The organism is Aquamicrobium lusatiense, assembly GCF_014201615.1.
Classification (GTDB): domain Bacteria; phylum Pseudomonadota; class Alphaproteobacteria; order Rhizobiales; family Rhizobiaceae; genus Mesorhizobium; species Mesorhizobium lusatiense.
This window is the reverse complement of sequence record NZ_JACHEU010000001.1, coordinates 144180-157884: the sequence shown is the minus strand read 5'-3', so window position 1 is coordinate 157884 and position 13705 is coordinate 144180. Positions and strand designations below refer to the sequence as shown.

Genomic DNA, 13705 nt, shown 5'->3' with positions numbered 1-13705 from the left:
CGCCGTCCAGCCATGCCCTGAACCTGCCCCGGCTGGCTTGATCTGGGTCAAGCACAGGGTGCGGCACAGTGACATCCATGCGCGTCAGAGGGCCCGGCATTGCTGCCGGACCCTCCAGCCCCCCGGCTTATCGCCCGGCCCCTTTGCAGGTTGGGACCGGAGGTTGGGATCAGCGGCCCCCGCCGAGCGAATGGACGTAAACGGTCAGTTCCTTCACTGTCGTCTCTCCGAGACGCGCCTGCCACGCCGGCATCACGCCATGGCGCGGCTGGCGCACCTGGGCGGTGATTTCGGCGGGGCTCGATCCGTAGAGCCAGATGGCGTCGGTGAGGTCCGGCGCACCGAATTCGAGGCCGCCCTTGCCGGCCTCGCCATGGCAGGCGGCGCAGTTGTTGGCGAAGGTTTCGGCGCCGGGGCCGGTGAGATCGCCGCCGCTGGACAGCGCCACGACATGCTTCACGACGTCGGCGATCTCCTCGCGGCTGAGAATGTCGCCATAGGCCGGCATTTCGGAAATGCGGGTGTCCTCATCGCCGGCGAAACGGATGCCGTGGGCGATGGTGGTGCGGATTTCCTCGGGCGAACCGCCCCACAGCCACTCGTCGTCGTTGAGGTTCGGATAGCCGGGCGAACCGGCCGCGCCAGAGCCGTGGCACTGCACGCAGTTGACCTTGAAGGCCGCAGCGCCCGCCGAGATGGCGAACTGGCGCAAGGTGTCGTCGGCCAGAATCTCTTCGACCGAAGCCTTTTCGATGGCAGCCACGTAATCGCCCTTGGCAACTTCCGCCGCGGTCAGCTCGGTGCGCAGATCGGCACGGCTCGACCAGCCGAGCAGGCCGGAGGTCGCAGAGTTCACCAGCGGCCATGCCGGATAGGCGATGGTGTAGACGAGTGCCCAGAAGATGGTGGCGTAGAAAGTCCACAGCCACCATCGCGGCATGGGATTGTCGAGTTCCTTGATGCCGTCCCATTCATGGCCGGTCGTGGCGACGCCACTGATTTCGTCGATTTCCTTGTGGCTCATGTCAGTCGTCCTTGAGCGGAATGCGGGCGGCTTCGTCGGCCTGTTCGCGGCTGCCGGGGCGGAAGGCGAAGATCACGACGCCGATGAAAAAGAGCGTCATGAACAGCAGCCCCCACGAATCGGCGAGCTGGCGCAGATAGGTGTAGGTTTCCATGGAAGCCTCCTAGCGCGAGCCGTCGGGCTCGTCGTAGCTGGTGAAATCGACCAGCGTGCCGAGCATCTGGAGATAGGCGACCAGCGCGTCCATTTCGGTCAGGCGGTTGGGATCGCCATCGAAATCGCCGAGCTTGGCCTTCGGATAGCGCTCCTCGACGCCGGACGTGTCAGCGTTGGGATCGGCCTGCGCCTGCAGGTCGGCCACCGCGTTCTCGACCATCTCGTCGGTGTAGGGCACACCGACGCGCCGGTTGGCGACCAGATGCGTCTCGAAATTGCGGATGTCGAGGTTCTTGTCCTTCAGGAAGGCGTAGCTCGGCATCACAGATTCCGGCACCACCGAGCGCGGCTCGATGAGGTGCTGGACGTGCCATTCGTTGGAGTAGCGGTCACCGACGCGGGCAAGGTCCGGCCCCGTGCGCTTGGACCCCCACTGGAACGGGTGATCGTACATCGATTCCGCCGCCAGGCTGTAGTGGCCGTAGCGTTCCACCTCGTCGCGGAAGGGGCGGATCATCTGCGAATGGCAGACGTAGCAACCCTCGCGGATGTAGATGTTGCGCCCGGCCAGTTCCAGCGGCGAGTAGGGCCGCATGCCGTCCACCTTCTCGATGGTGTTCTCGAGATAGAACAGCGGTGCGATTTCCACGATACCGCCGATCGAGACCACGAAGAGAGAGCCGACCAGAAGAAGCGTGGCGTTCTTTTCGATGACGCGATGCTTGTCAAGAAGAGCCATTCGGTCAAACTCCTATTCGGCCGGCACGGCAGCGGGGCGGGGCGAAGCGGCCTTGCCGCCGATCGGCTCCTCCTCGCGCTGGTGGCCGAGAATGGTCATGGTGAGGTTGTAGGCCATGATGATTGCACCGGCGAGGTAGAGGGCACCGCCCAGCGCACGCATCAGATAGTAGGGGAACATGGCCTCGACGGTTTCGGCGAAGGAATAGACCAGGAAGCCCTGCTCGTCGTATTCGCGCCACATCAGACCCTGCATGATGCCCGACACCCACATCACGGCCGCGTAGACGACGATGCCGATCATGGCGAGCCAGAAGTGCCACACCACGAGGCGCTCGGAGTAGAGCCGCGCGCGGCCCCACAGTCTCGGCACCATGAAGTAGAGGGCGGCGAAGGTGATCAGGCCGTTCCAGCCGAGCGCGCCGGAGTGGACGTGGCCGATGGTCCAGTCGGTGTAGTGCGACAGCGAGTTGACCGCCTTGATCGACATCATCGGGCCTTCGAAGGTGGCCATGCCGTAGAAGGCGATGGCCGCGACCATCATGCGGATGACGGGATCGGTGCGGATCTTGTCCCATGCGCCCGAGAGCGTCATCAGGCCGTTGATCATGCCGCCCCACGAAGGCATCCACAGCATGATGGAGAACACCATGCCCAGCGTCTGCGCCCAGTCGGGCAGGGCGGTGTAGTGCAGGTGATGGGGGCCGGCCCAGATGTAGAGGAAGATCAGCGCCCAGAAGTGGATGATCGACAGCCGGTAGGAATAGACCGGACGGTCGGCCTGCTTCGGCACGAAATAGTACATCATGCCGAGGAAGCCGGCGGTGAGGAAGAAGCCGACCGCGTTATGGCCGTACCACCACTGCGTCAGCGCATCCTGCACGCCGGAGAACAGCGAATAGGAGCGCGAGCCCACGAAGGATGCCGGCACCGCCAGATTGTTGACGATGTGCAGCATGGCGATGGTGATGATGAAGGCGAGGTAGAACCAGTTGGCCACATAGATGTGGGGTTCCTTGCGCTTCAGGATGGTGCCGAGGAAGACCAGCAGATAGGCGACCCACACGATGGTCAGCCAGATGTCCACATACCATTCCGGTTCGGCGTATTCACGGCTCTGGGTGATGCCGAGCAGATAGCCGGTGGCCGCCATGACGATGAAGAGCTGATAGCCCCAGAACACGAACCAGGCGAGATCGCCGCCGAAGAGGCGCGCGCGCGAGGTGCGCTGCACCACATAGAAAGATGTCGCGATCAGCGCGTTGCCACCGAAGGCGAAGATGACGGCCGAGGTGTGCAGCGGCCGCATGCGGCCGAAATTGAACCAGGGCTCGATGTTGAGATCGGGGAAGGCAAGCTGCAACGCCACGACCACGCCGACGGTCAGGCCGATCACCCCCCAGAAGATGGTGGCAATCGAGCCGTAGCGGATCGGCCCGTCCATGTAGGCGTCCGGATCGGGCGCCTGCGCGGGCGCGAACTGCGCGCGGCGGATTAGCACGAAGGTCGCGCCGACGAGTACGAAGAACAGCACCCACATGTGCTGGGCGAAGGGCTGGTCCGCTGCGAATCCCGCCCCCAGAAGGGCGATGAACGCAAACAGGCCCAGGCCGACGATATATGGTCCGTTGGTCATCCAGAGTCCCCGATCCTTGCCCGGCAGCGCAGATGACATCTGCCGGCATCCTTCTTCATTGGGTGTTTCCAGCGTGAAGCGCATTGATCCATGTCAACGCCGTGACGCGTCGCCGCAGCCATTGTGTGTCGCATTCGATCGGGTCAGGCAGAATGAAAACCATACGGATAACGACCCTGCAGGGAGGAGAGGCGCGCCAGCCGCGCTGTCAGGAGAGCATGATCGCCATCGTAGAACTGGCCCACGCGCAGATGCTGCGGCTGTGCGGCCTGCTTGAGGAAGTGGCCGACTCGCTGCCGGCGAGCGTCGATCGCCGCAAATGCCTGATGATCGCCTGCGAGCTGGAGCCGCTGGTGCGCGGCATTCACCGTTTCGAGGAGGAAACGCTGCTGCCGGCCTATGAGCGCGCGCTTGAGCAGCGCGGACGAGGGCGAGGTTCGCTGGAGAGGCTGCTGGCCGAGCATGTCGAGGACGAGTGCTTCGCCGGAGAACTGAGCGAAGCCCTTCTCCTGCTCGGGCGCGATGGCAGCGTCGACAATCCCGAGGCGCTGGGCTTTATGCTGCGTGGTTTCTTCGAAGGCCAGCGCCGGCATGTTGCCTTCGAGCGCGAGCATGTATTGCCCGAGATTGGCTGCATGGAAGCGTGAGGGGCCGAACCGGTCAGTTTCCGGCCCGGGCCTCCAGCCGCGCGAGGTCCGGCACGAGGATGTGCCGGTTGTTCTCGATGGTGATGACCTTGTCGGCGCGCAGACGTGTGAGCTGGCGGCTGACGGTTTCTATGGTCAGGCCAAGAAAATCGGCGATGTCGGCACGGGTCAGCGGCAGGTCGAAGCTGGCCGAGTTGCGGTCCGGGGCTGCCGAAGGATCGATGTGGCGCGCGATCATCAGCAGAAAGGAGGCGATCTTTTCCGCCGCGGTCTTGCGCCCGAGGGTCACCATCCATTCGCGGGCGTCGTCCAGTTCCTTGAGCGCCTGCTTGTAGAGCCGTCGTTCCAGTTCGGGCGACGCCTGCATCATCCGCTCGATGGACGCTTTCGGGAAGGAACACAGTGAGACCTCGGTGGCGGCCTCGGCGTTCAGCTCGCTTTCGGTCTTGAATGGCCTGCCGAGGAAATCCGGCGCGAATTGCAGGCCGACGATCTGCTGGCGTCCGTCCGAAAGGGTTTTGGTCAGCTTCACCACGCCCGACAGAACATTGGCATAGGTGTCGATCTTCTCGGCGTCGCCCAGCAGTTCGGAACCGCTTTCGGCATGATGCTTATGTGAGGTCTTTGCCAGCGCAACGAGTTGCTCAGGCTCAAGCGCGCCGCAAACGCCCTTGTGACGCGCCTCGCAGGACACGCACAATACGGGAATACCGTCAGTATGAACGTCCTTGCGCACGATCTGGCCACCTTTCGGTTCATCGATAGCACCTTAGCGCAATTGACGCGCCGCGTCAGTTTGTCTTGTCGTGCGGGGTTTGATCAGGGTCAACGCAGGGTGAATTACTTCACGTCAGAGTTTTGCGTATGACAAGGAGGTTTCATGTCTGCGCAAACCGCTTTCAAATTCGCCGACACTGCTCCGCGCTATACGAGCTATCCGACCGCGCCGCATTTCCACGAAGGCGTCGGCGATGAAACCGTGCGCCGCTGGATGGCCGCGGTGAAGGACGGCGAGGCGGTATCGCTTTATATTCATATCCCGTTTTGTGACCGGCTCTGCTGGTTCTGCGCCTGCCATACGCGCCATACGCTGCGTTACGAGCCGGTCGCCGCCTATCTTGGGGCGCTTTATCGCGAGATTGCGCTGGTTGCTGAAGCCTTGCCTGAAACCGTGCAGGTGGGAGCTGTGCATCTTGGTGGCGGCTCGCCCACGCTTCTGACGCCTGACGATCTGCAGCGCCTCATCGACACGCTGCGCGCCAACTTCCGCTTTACCGCGAATGTGTCGGTCAGCGTCGAGATCGATCCGACCGACATGGACGAGGCGCGTCTCGACGCCATCGCCGCCGTCGGCACCACGCGCGCCAGCCTCGGCGTGCAGGATTTTCGCATCGAAGTGCAGAAGGCGATCAATCGCGAGCAGAGCTTCGAGGACACGCGCGCCGTGGTCGATGGCCTGCGCGCGCGGGGCGTTTCGGCCATCAATCTCGATCTCGTCTACGGCCTGCCGCACCAGAGCGTCGACAGCATCGCCGATACGGTGGCGCTTTCGCTGTCGCTGAAGCCCGACCGGGTGGCGCTGTTCGGCTATGCCCATGTGCCATGGTTCAAGAAGCACCAGAAACTGATCGACGAAGCCGCGCTGCCCGGCCGCGAGGCGCGCATGGCGCAGTCGGCACGGGCTGCTGCCCTCATTCGCGAGGCCGGCTACGAGGCGATCGGCCTCGATCATTTCGCCCTGCCGGGCGACAGCCTTGCGCTGGCTGCGCGTCGTGGCGCGCTGCGGCGCAATTTTCAGGGCTACACCGACGATGGCTGCGAAACGCTGATCGGGCTCGGACCATCGTCGGTCAGCGGCATGCGCGAGGGCTACGCCCAGAACACTACCGCCATGGGCGATTACCGGCGGGCGGTGGAGGCCGGAACGCTGCCGGTGATGCGCGGCTTCGAGCTTTCCGGCGAGGACCGCGTCCGCGCCTGGGTGATCGAGCGGCTGATGTGCGACTTCGGCTTTTCGGTGGACGAGGCGTCGGTGCGTTTCGGCACGGCGGCCGGTGCGGTCGTCGACGAGGCGCGCACCATGTGCGCACGCTTCCCCGATGTGCTCGTCCGGCAGGACGGCAGCTTCATGGTGCAGCCCGACGCACGCGCCCATGTGCGCTCCGTCGCGGCCGAATTCGACAGTTATCTCGGGCGTGGTACTGCGCGCCACTCGCTGGCCGTGTAACGGTTCACGGCTGCCAGTCGGTCATCCTCAGTATGTTGCCGCCCAGCTTCTGGAAGGCACGCTGACGGCAGGAAAAGACGATGATCTGCTGGTCGCGCGACTGGCGATGCAGCGCATCGAACATTTTTTCGATGCGGTCGTCGTCGGAATAGACCAGCGCGTCGTCCAGAATGACCGGCGTCGGGCGGCCGTCGCGGGCGAGCAGGCGCGCGAAGGCCAGCCGTGTCAGCACCGAGAGCTGCTCGCGCATGCCGCCGCTGAGACGTTCCACCTCTTCTTCCTGCCCGTTGCGCAGGATGGTTCGCGGCAAAAGGGTCTTGTCGTCGAAGCTGATCGCAACATCGTCGAACAGGAGCCCAAGCAACGGCCGCAGTTCCGTGATGACAGGCTTGAGATAGAGATCGCTGGCCTCGGTGCGGGCGCTCTCCAGCGCCGAAGACAGTCTTTGTAGGATGCCGACCTCTTTCTCAAACGCGGCGACGCGGGCATTCGCGGCCGAAAGGGCTTCCCGGGTCTCGTGCCATTTCTCCTCGACGGCGTCGTCGGCCAAAGCCCTGATCAGGCCGTTCAGTTCGGCAATCGTCTCGCGCAACGCCGCGGCTTCTTTTTCGGCCGCCTCCTCGACCGAGCGAGCCCGGCGCAGCGTGGCCTCGACCGATTCCAGATCGGCGGCGCTGTCGCGCAGCTTCTGAAGCTCAGCCCCGTCGGCTTCAAGCTTGAGCACGGCTTCGTCGAGCTGCCCGGACAGTTCCTGCCGGCGCTCGGCGCGGCCGTCCTCCGGGCCGAGGGTAACCTCGATCTGGACAAGCTCAGCGCGCAGGGCTGCGAGATCGGTTTGTGCTGCGATGAACGCCTCATCGGCGATGCGCTGCAGGGGTTCGGCCTCCCACAGCGCCTGCCGTGCAGCCTTGCGGTTGTCATCCGACTGCGCGTGGGCGGCCCGGATCTCTTCCGGCTCGCCGGTGATCTCGACCGCTTCGGCGGCGGCGGGTTCCTGCGCGGCGACCTCTTCGCGCAGCTTTGCCAGCCCTGCGGGTGCCAGCGCGGACAGGCGGCTGCGCAGGCCCTGCATCTCGATAGCGATCTGCTGTGCCTGTTCGTGACGTGCCCTGACGGCTGCAAGGTCATCGGCTTCCAGCGCCGCAAGCAAGGCGCGCCGCTTTTCCACGGCCTGCTTCAGCCTGCTGTCGTCCGGGGCAGGGCGGTTCGAGCGCAGGGTGATGGCGCCGATGCCGGGTACCGACAGGTGTGCCTCGCCGTCATAGCGGCGCTCCTCGCCATCCGCCAGCGCAACGCCATCCATATGTATAGGATGGTCCGCGCCCGGTTCATAGACGATCGCTATTGACGGACGCGCGGCATCCCCCAAGGCGCGCAGTCGGGCGATCTCAACCTCAAGTGCCTGAAGATCGTCGATAGTTTTCGGGTCGATCTTAATAAGCGCGTGTTTTGCTTCGGCCTGTTCCAGCGACAGGCGGGCATCTTCGGCCAGCTTCAGCCTTTCCAGTAAGGCTGCGTGGCGCTGTGCGGCATCACGCGCTTTCAGGGCGGCATCCAGCCGGGAAAGCAGATCGCGGGTTTCCTGTTCCTGCTGTTCCGCTGCTTCTGCCTGCGCACGCGCCGCGCTCATCGCGGCGGCGGCTTCGCGCCGCTTTTCAGTGGCTTGCGCGTGGCGGCTTTCTGCTTCTTCCAGCCTGCCCCGCAGTGCCTGCGCCTTTTCCTGCGCTTCCAGCAAGGTTCCGCAATTTTGCGCCAGAAGATCGCGGCGGTCGCGGCTGAGCTGCCATTTGGCTTCGGCCGCATTCAGCATTTCTCTCTGCGACTTCGCCGCGTTCAGGGCCGCCTGCGCCTTTTCGACCGCAGCCCGGCGCTCCTGCCTGTCCTGCGGCTGCTCGAGTTCGGAAAGCCGTCTCGCCGCAGCGGCGCGCTGGTCGAGTGCTGCGCGCAGGGACGTGACTTCGGCCGACAGTCTCTGTTCTTCGGCGGTGAGCCTGTCGCGGGTTTCGATTGCGGCGGCGTAGCGCCCGCCTGCCTTCGGCCCTCGCTTCGTCACCAGCTTCTCGATTTCTTCGCTGACCACCCTGGCGATCTCGGCCATGCGCCGCCCGCCGGTGATGGCTTCCACCTCGCCCTGCACGGATTCGAGAAGGCCCGCGCGCGCCTGCTTCTCGCTGTCTTCTTCGGATTTCCTGCGTGCCTCGATGCCGGTGATGCCCTGCCGGACCCAGAGCAGTCCCGCCGGTCCGGCGCTGCCGCCCCTGATCAGCCCGGCAATGAAGTTTTCGGCTTCATCGGCCTGTGCTATCAGCCGTCCGCTGCCCAGATCCGTCACCCGTGCCGAGCGGCCGCCATAATATTGCTTGGTGATGCGAAACCGCCCTTCGGCCGTGGCGATGTCGGCTTCCACGAGCGGGTTGCCGCCACTGTAGGGCCGCAGGCTGCGCACATCGGCCGACACGCTCGAATGCGGCTGGAAGAACAGCGCATGCAGGGCCTCGAAGCTCGTCGACTTGCCGAACTCGTTGGCCTCCGACAGCACGTTGACGCCGTCGCCAATGTCTTCGATCGCCACTCCGCGTCCGCCGAAGCGCTTGACGTTGAACAGCCGCAGCGCTGAAATCTTCATGTCGTGGCTCCCTGCGCAAGGGAATAAAGCCGCGCCAGCGCCGCGCGCGCTATGTCGCGATCGGCTGCCGAGCGGCTTTCGTCGGAAGCCTCCGCCAGCAGCGCATTGGCGGCTTCGCGGAGGGCGCCGGCGCGGTCGATCAGGTCGAGATCGGCAATTTCGCACTGGATTGCAAGATCCGCGTCATCGAGTTCGAGGAAGGCGAAATCCGGGGCGGCACTTTCAACCGCCTGCACCAGTCTTGCGTGGCCGTCGAGATGGCTTTGACCCGATGCCACGATGCGCGAAAGGCAATGGCGGCGGTCCCTGCCTGTCGGCAGCACGGCTTCCATGGCGCTAACGGGATCGTCGCCGTCGAGCAGGTGAAGTTCGAGTGTGCTCCAGCTGAAGCTTGCCGTGGCAAGCGGCGTCACCTCAGGCATGGCGGAAGGGCCGGCAAGGCTCACCAGAAGGGCTTTGCCGGGACGCTCGTGCTTGAAGCGGTCGGGCTCGGGCGTGCCGCTGTAATGCGTGCGGGGATCGATCTGTATGGCGCCGTGCCAGTCGCCGAGCGCGAGATAATCGAGGCCGGCGCGCCGCGCCCTGTCCGGCGCGATCACCTCGCTTGCCGCGGCGTCTTCGGAAAAGCTCTGGATCGCGCCATGGGCAAGCCCGATGCGCAGCGACCCTTCCGGCGTCGCCTGCGCATCCATCCACGCGCTCAGGTCGCGGCCGGGACGACGCGTGGTGCAGGGAGCGGGCAGCAGGGTGACGCCGGCGGCCAGCTCGATGGGGCGGGGCTCGGTCGCCAGCACCACATTTTCCGGAACTTCCGCCTTCAGTGTCGTCCACAATTGCGTTGCCTGCAGGGAATCGTGGTTGCCGGGCAGGATCACCCAGCGCACGGACGCATGATGGGCCATTTCGGCGAGCGCCTGCCGGCGCACGTCCGGGGCCGGGGTTTCCGTATCGAACGTGTCGCCCGCAAGCAGCACCGTCCCGGCTCCATGTTCCAGTACGTGTCCTGCCAGTCTGGCGATGACGGCATGCCGCGCCTCGCGCAGCCTGACCGGCAGGTCGCCTGAAAAATTGCCGAAGCGCTTGCCAAGATGCAGATCGCTGGAATGGATGAAACGAAACATGCCTGCCCCGATGGCTGCTGGTTGCACCTCGCCGTCCGCTGCCGCAACTGCCCGCCGGAATGCGGCGGCCGGATGTCGGCGAAAGGCCGGTGCCGATCACCTGTGGCAGATACCCTGCGCGACGAAGATCGTCCACCCGTACGCAACCACGGCGGTGACGCGGGACGGCGGCAGGCGATGCGCGGGCGTTCAGTTCGTATCAAAATTAGCTGCGGAGCGTGGCTGCAAATGCACTCATCCCGCCCGTTTTCCCGATCATTTTTTGGGTATGCCTTGACCCTGAGACACTGACCCCGGATATTCTGCACCGCAGAATATACCGCGTTCCGAACGCGCTTCATCGCGGCCCGCTTTCCATCACAGACCTCAGGCTCACAGCAAAACCATGTCCGAAAAGCCCGCATTCTTCGATCTGAGTGACGAACGCGGCGTGCTCAGAACCTCCGTTGCCGTGACGCTGGTGATCTCGTCGCTAGGGATCTGCTTTGGTCTGATTTCGGGTTCGTTCTCGATCATCTTCGATGGCGTTTATTCGCTGATCGACGCCAGCATGAGCCTGCTGTCGCTGTTCGTGGTCAACCTCATAACCTCCTATGCCGTGTCCAGAGGGCTGTCGCGCAAGCTGCGGGAGCGCTTCTCCATGGGGTTCTGGCATCTGGAGCCGATGGTGCTGGGGTTGAACGGCACGTTGCTGATCGGTGTCGCGGTCTATGCGCTGGTCAATGCGGTCAGCAGCCTGCTTGAAGGTGGGCGGGAGCTCGAGTTCGGCTGGGCCATCGTCTATGCGGTCGTCACCGTTGTCGCCTGCGCTTCCATCGCCATGGTCGAGGCGCGCGCCAACCGCAGGATCGGGTCCGAATTCGTGCGGCTCGACGTCAAGGGCTGGATCATGTCAGCAGGCATCACCGCCGCGCTGCTGGTCGCGTTCTGCATCGGCTATGCCGTGCAGGGCACCGAATGGCAGTGGATTTCGCCCTATATTGATCCGGCCGTGCTGGCGATCGTGTGCCTGCTCATCATCCCGCTGCCGGTCTCGACCGTCCGGCAGGCGCTGGCCGACATCTTCCTTGTCACGCCCTCCGGTCTCAAGGCGCATGTCGACACGGTGGCGCAGGCCTTTGTGGAAAAACACAGCCTTGCTTCATATCGCGCCTATGTGGCGCGGGTTGGCCGTTCCAGAGAAATCGAGCTTTATTTCATCGTACCCGCCGATGCGCCTGCCCGCACCATCGGCGAATGGGATGCGCTGCGTGACGAGATCGGTGAGGCGGTCGGCGGTGAGGGACCCGACCGCTGGCTCACCGTCGTCTTCACCGGCGACCCGGAATGGGCGGAATGACCCCCCCGCGCCGCATGCAGTCTGGTCGGCTTCCTGACCCTATGTTCCGAAAAGCCTGTTACCTCAGTGTTTCGATGATCGCGTCGACGTCGAGGCAATCCTGTCCGGACGGCTGTGAACCTGCCCGTGCATCGATCCCTGCCGCTGCGTCGTACGCCTCTTTCACCCGTGCGATCGCCGCTGGCGACTGATCCTTCATCAGCAGGCTGGAGGCCAGTTCCGTAACCTCGACAGTACGGCGGTTGAGTTCCTGTTCGGTGCAGGATCCGGCTGCCGATGTGCCGGCGCTGCTGTCCTCTTCCGTATCATCGGATGAACTCGCATTGGCGGCCGACATGCTGACGGTAGAAACAGCAAAATCGCAGGCGGGCGCGAATTGCTCTGCCTTTTCCTCGCGATAAATGCACTCGAAATTGTAGGCTTTGCCGTCGTGCACCGTGAAGACGTAACGGTTGATCGCGACGGTTTTGAACCTCTTGTTGGTGAACACCATGTCGACGGCAGGTTGGCCGAGCATCGTCGTCATCTTCGACGACTGGAACCTGATCGATGACAGAACTGCAATGGCCTTTGTGAATTCATCGACAATGGCTTGCTGGTTTTGCTCGCTGACTTCTGCAATGTCGCCCGGATCGCGCGGCCCAAGGAAGGTGATGCTGACATCGCCGTTGTCCATGGAGGAGGCGGTGACACCCGTCACATCACCGGTGCCGTCAGCAAACATATGGCTCAGCGTGAAATCTTGCGGATACTGGAACGTATAGGATCCATCCGCGGCTGTGCAAGTTTCCGCATTCTGGGCGAAACACTCGATCGGCATGGCAAGGGCAAGTGTCAGAAACCCGAAACGAAGGCAGGAACGCATGGAAACCCTTTCACGGAGCCGGCAGAGTGAACAAAAGCCGTTCAACTGGAACAGCCCTTGAAATGGCGACGATGGTGGATACGCAGTTAGGACGGACACGGCATGCAACATCCCGCATTTATCGGGAGACACTTTGTCCGACAAGTATGGAACCGGATCACGGTCGCATGCCAACCGGCACGCTGCCCAGCTGTCGCTTGGGGCTGGGCTGTTTCCGCACGGGTGCTGAGAATGTGAATTGATGGCGGAGAAGGAGGAAATCGGAAGATGATCTTACTCAGATTACTTATTTGATTTTATTATATAAATTGTAGGAGTCGTAATAATTTTGTACCAAAAAATGTACCAGAAATATCGGGTGCTCCATTTTAGCTTGATTTAATCAACCCGTGTACGTAAGCATTGATCTATGATCCTAAAGCCTACTCGAAAATCCATTCTTCCGAATGGGGTGGACTTACGTCTGACGTCATGTGAATGACAGCTTCGCGCCTTCATGTTGGCCATTGAGTACGCCTTTAACGGGTCGCTGGTTTGGGGCAGTAGGCTCGATCCAACCCAGTCACAAATTTATCCTCTAAGTTCGGCGTTATCCTCCTGAATGGTATTAGGTGAGTAGGCCGACTGGAGTTCCGGGCTTGTTAAATATGCGAGAGAGCTTGTTCGGATCATAACTCAAGGCATATCCAAGCTCCTTTATGTTTGCGGTGACGAATTCGAAGATTGTGGCCAACGCCTTGAGCGATCCGCTCTGGAACTCATCTTCTGCAGCGATTCTCGCAACACGATTGGCTAGGGCCATGCGTGGCGGCACAAGATCGGTAGGCCAATGCCAAGCTACGGAATCATATAGAGTTGCGTTTCTAAATGCTGACAAAGGTGAGGTGGCACTTTCATTGATTCGACCGATAAGTTCGTCTGTTTTTGTGATGTTGCAAAGCCGCGTCACCAAGGCCCAGATGTCCTGTTGCTCCAGATATTTAGCTTTGGGGATGAGAACACGGATGGGATACTCCACTCCCTTATTCGCCTTCTTGAATTTCTTTGTATCGTCAATGCTGCCGAACTCGGGCCGAAAGTCGACTAACACTGTGCGGTCGTGGACGCCGTAAGCGAAGAGGCCATATAGCGCGAACATCGCTTTCGCACCGAGAAGAGAGGCATGGTAGGAGTCAACCATCGCCCAAGTCATCGCACCGCGGCGCACTTGAGCTCTCGCGCAGTCTATCACGTGGTAAAATCGACTTGCCGCCATCAGCGTGTCGCGCACCAGATTCATGTCGCGACCCGGGAGGCTGATAACTGTGTTCTCCGAACCGGCTAGGG

The 13705-nt window shown here is 62.6% G+C and carries 12 protein-coding genes; 3 read left to right on the top strand and 9 right to left on the bottom strand.

Annotated features, from left to right (window positions below; translation table 11 throughout):
- Positions 1-169: 169 nt before the first annotated feature.
- From ccoP to ccoN, 4 genes are read right to left on the bottom strand one after another with little or no spacing between them, the layout of a single operon-like run.
- The gene (ccoP, locus tag HNR59_RS00870; RefSeq protein WP_183824603.1) at positions 170-1024 is read right to left on the bottom strand and encodes a cytochrome-c oxidase, cbb3-type subunit III; all 855 of its coding nucleotides are present in this window, start codon (positions 1022-1024) and stop codon (positions 170-172) included.
- Between the two features lies 1 nt (position 1025).
- Complete coding sequence (locus tag HNR59_RS00865) at positions 1026-1178, bottom strand: cbb3-type cytochrome c oxidase subunit 3 (RefSeq protein WP_183824600.1); 153 nt, start codon at positions 1176-1178, stop codon at positions 1026-1028.
- A gap of 9 nt (positions 1179-1187) precedes the next feature.
- Positions 1188-1919, bottom strand: coding sequence for a cytochrome-c oxidase, cbb3-type subunit II (ccoO, locus tag HNR59_RS00860; RefSeq protein WP_183824597.1), 732 nt, complete (start codon positions 1917-1919; stop codon positions 1188-1190).
- 12 nt (positions 1920-1931) lie between these two features.
- A complete protein-coding gene (gene ccoN / locus HNR59_RS00855) occupies positions 1932-3554 on the bottom strand; it encodes a cytochrome-c oxidase, cbb3-type subunit I (RefSeq protein ID WP_183824595.1) in 1623 nt (540 codons plus the stop codon).
- A gap of 218 nt (positions 3555-3772) precedes the next feature.
- On the opposite strand from ccoN, the gene HNR59_RS00850 reads away from it, so the two are divergent.
- The gene (locus HNR59_RS00850; RefSeq protein WP_183824592.1) at positions 3773-4201 is read left to right on the top strand and encodes a hemerythrin domain-containing protein; all 429 of its coding nucleotides are present in this window, start codon (positions 3773-3775) and stop codon (positions 4199-4201) included.
- 13 nt (positions 4202-4214) lie between these two features.
- On the opposite strand, the gene HNR59_RS00845 is transcribed toward HNR59_RS00850, so the two are convergent.
- Positions 4215-4937, bottom strand: coding sequence for a Crp/Fnr family transcriptional regulator (locus HNR59_RS00845; RefSeq protein ID WP_343060563.1), 723 nt, complete (start codon positions 4935-4937; stop codon positions 4215-4217).
- Between the two features lie 144 nt (positions 4938-5081).
- Between HNR59_RS00845 and hemN the strand changes: the two genes are divergently transcribed.
- The gene (gene hemN / locus HNR59_RS00840) at positions 5082-6428 is read left to right on the top strand and encodes an oxygen-independent coproporphyrinogen III oxidase (protein WP_183824589.1); all 1347 of its coding nucleotides are present in this window, start codon (positions 5082-5084) and stop codon (positions 6426-6428) included.
- A 4-nt stretch (positions 6429-6432) separates the two neighbouring features.
- Here hemN and HNR59_RS00835 read toward each other — a convergent pair whose 3' ends face one another.
- Positions 6433-9054, bottom strand: coding sequence for an AAA family ATPase (locus tag HNR59_RS00835; RefSeq protein WP_183824586.1), 2622 nt, complete (start codon positions 9052-9054; stop codon positions 6433-6435).
- Positions 9051-10175, bottom strand: a complete 1125-nt coding sequence (locus HNR59_RS00830; protein WP_183831217.1) for a metallophosphoesterase family protein — start codon at positions 10173-10175, stop codon at positions 9051-9053. The genes HNR59_RS00835 and HNR59_RS00830 overlap by 4 nt, the downstream gene beginning before the upstream one ends.
- A gap of 385 nt (positions 10176-10560) precedes the next feature.
- Between HNR59_RS00830 and HNR59_RS00825 the strand changes: the two genes are divergently transcribed.
- Entirely contained in the window at positions 10561-11514 is a 954-nt protein-coding gene (locus HNR59_RS00825; protein WP_183824583.1) for a cation diffusion facilitator family transporter, read from the top strand.
- Between the two features lie 58 nt (positions 11515-11572).
- Here HNR59_RS00825 and HNR59_RS00820 read toward each other — a convergent pair whose 3' ends face one another.
- Positions 11573-12523 carry a hypothetical protein gene (locus HNR59_RS00820; protein ID WP_210307184.1) on the bottom strand — a complete coding sequence of 317 codons (951 nt, stop codon included), beginning with the start codon at positions 12521-12523 and terminating at the stop codon, positions 11573-11575.
- A gap of 463 nt (positions 12524-12986) precedes the next feature.
- Positions 12987-13658 (bottom strand): hypothetical protein, encoded by a 672-nt coding sequence (locus HNR59_RS00815; RefSeq protein WP_183824577.1) that lies wholly within the window; start codon positions 13656-13658, stop codon positions 12987-12989.
- Positions 13659-13705: the final 47 nt, after the last annotated feature.

Bases quoted from the DNA above. Each gene is read 5' to 3' on its own strand.
- ccoP (WP_183824603.1), bottom strand. From the start codon at position 1,024: ATGAGCCACAAGGAAATCGACGAAATCAGTGGCGTCGCCACGACCGGC.
- HNR59_RS00865 (WP_183824600.1), bottom strand. From the start codon at position 1,178: ATGGAAACCTACACCTATCTGCGCCAGCTCGCCGATTCGTGGGGGCTG.
- ccoO (WP_183824597.1), bottom strand. From the start codon at position 1,919: ATGGCTCTTCTTGACAAGCATCGCGTCATCGAAAAGAACGCCACGCTT.
- ccoN (WP_183824595.1), bottom strand. From the start codon at position 3,554: ATGACCAACGGACCATATATCGTCGGCCTGGGCCTGTTTGCGTTCATC.
- HNR59_RS00850 (WP_183824592.1), top strand. From the start codon at position 3,773: ATGATCGCCATCGTAGAACTGGCCCACGCGCAGATGCTGCGGCTGTGC.
- hemN (WP_183824589.1), top strand. From the start codon at position 5,082: ATGTCTGCGCAAACCGCTTTCAAATTCGCCGACACTGCTCCGCGCTAT.
- HNR59_RS00835 (WP_183824586.1), bottom strand. From the start codon at position 9,054: ATGAAGATTTCAGCGCTGCGGCTGTTCAACGTCAAGCGCTTCGGCGGA.
- HNR59_RS00830 (WP_183831217.1), bottom strand. From the start codon at position 10,175: ATGTTTCGTTTCATCCATTCCAGCGATCTGCATCTTGGCAAGCGCTTC.
- HNR59_RS00825 (WP_183824583.1), top strand. From the start codon at position 10,561: ATGTCCGAAAAGCCCGCATTCTTCGATCTGAGTGACGAACGCGGCGTG.
- HNR59_RS00815 (WP_183824577.1), bottom strand. From the start codon at position 13,658: ATGAATCTGGTGCGCGACACGCTGATGGCGGCAAGTCGATTTTACCAC.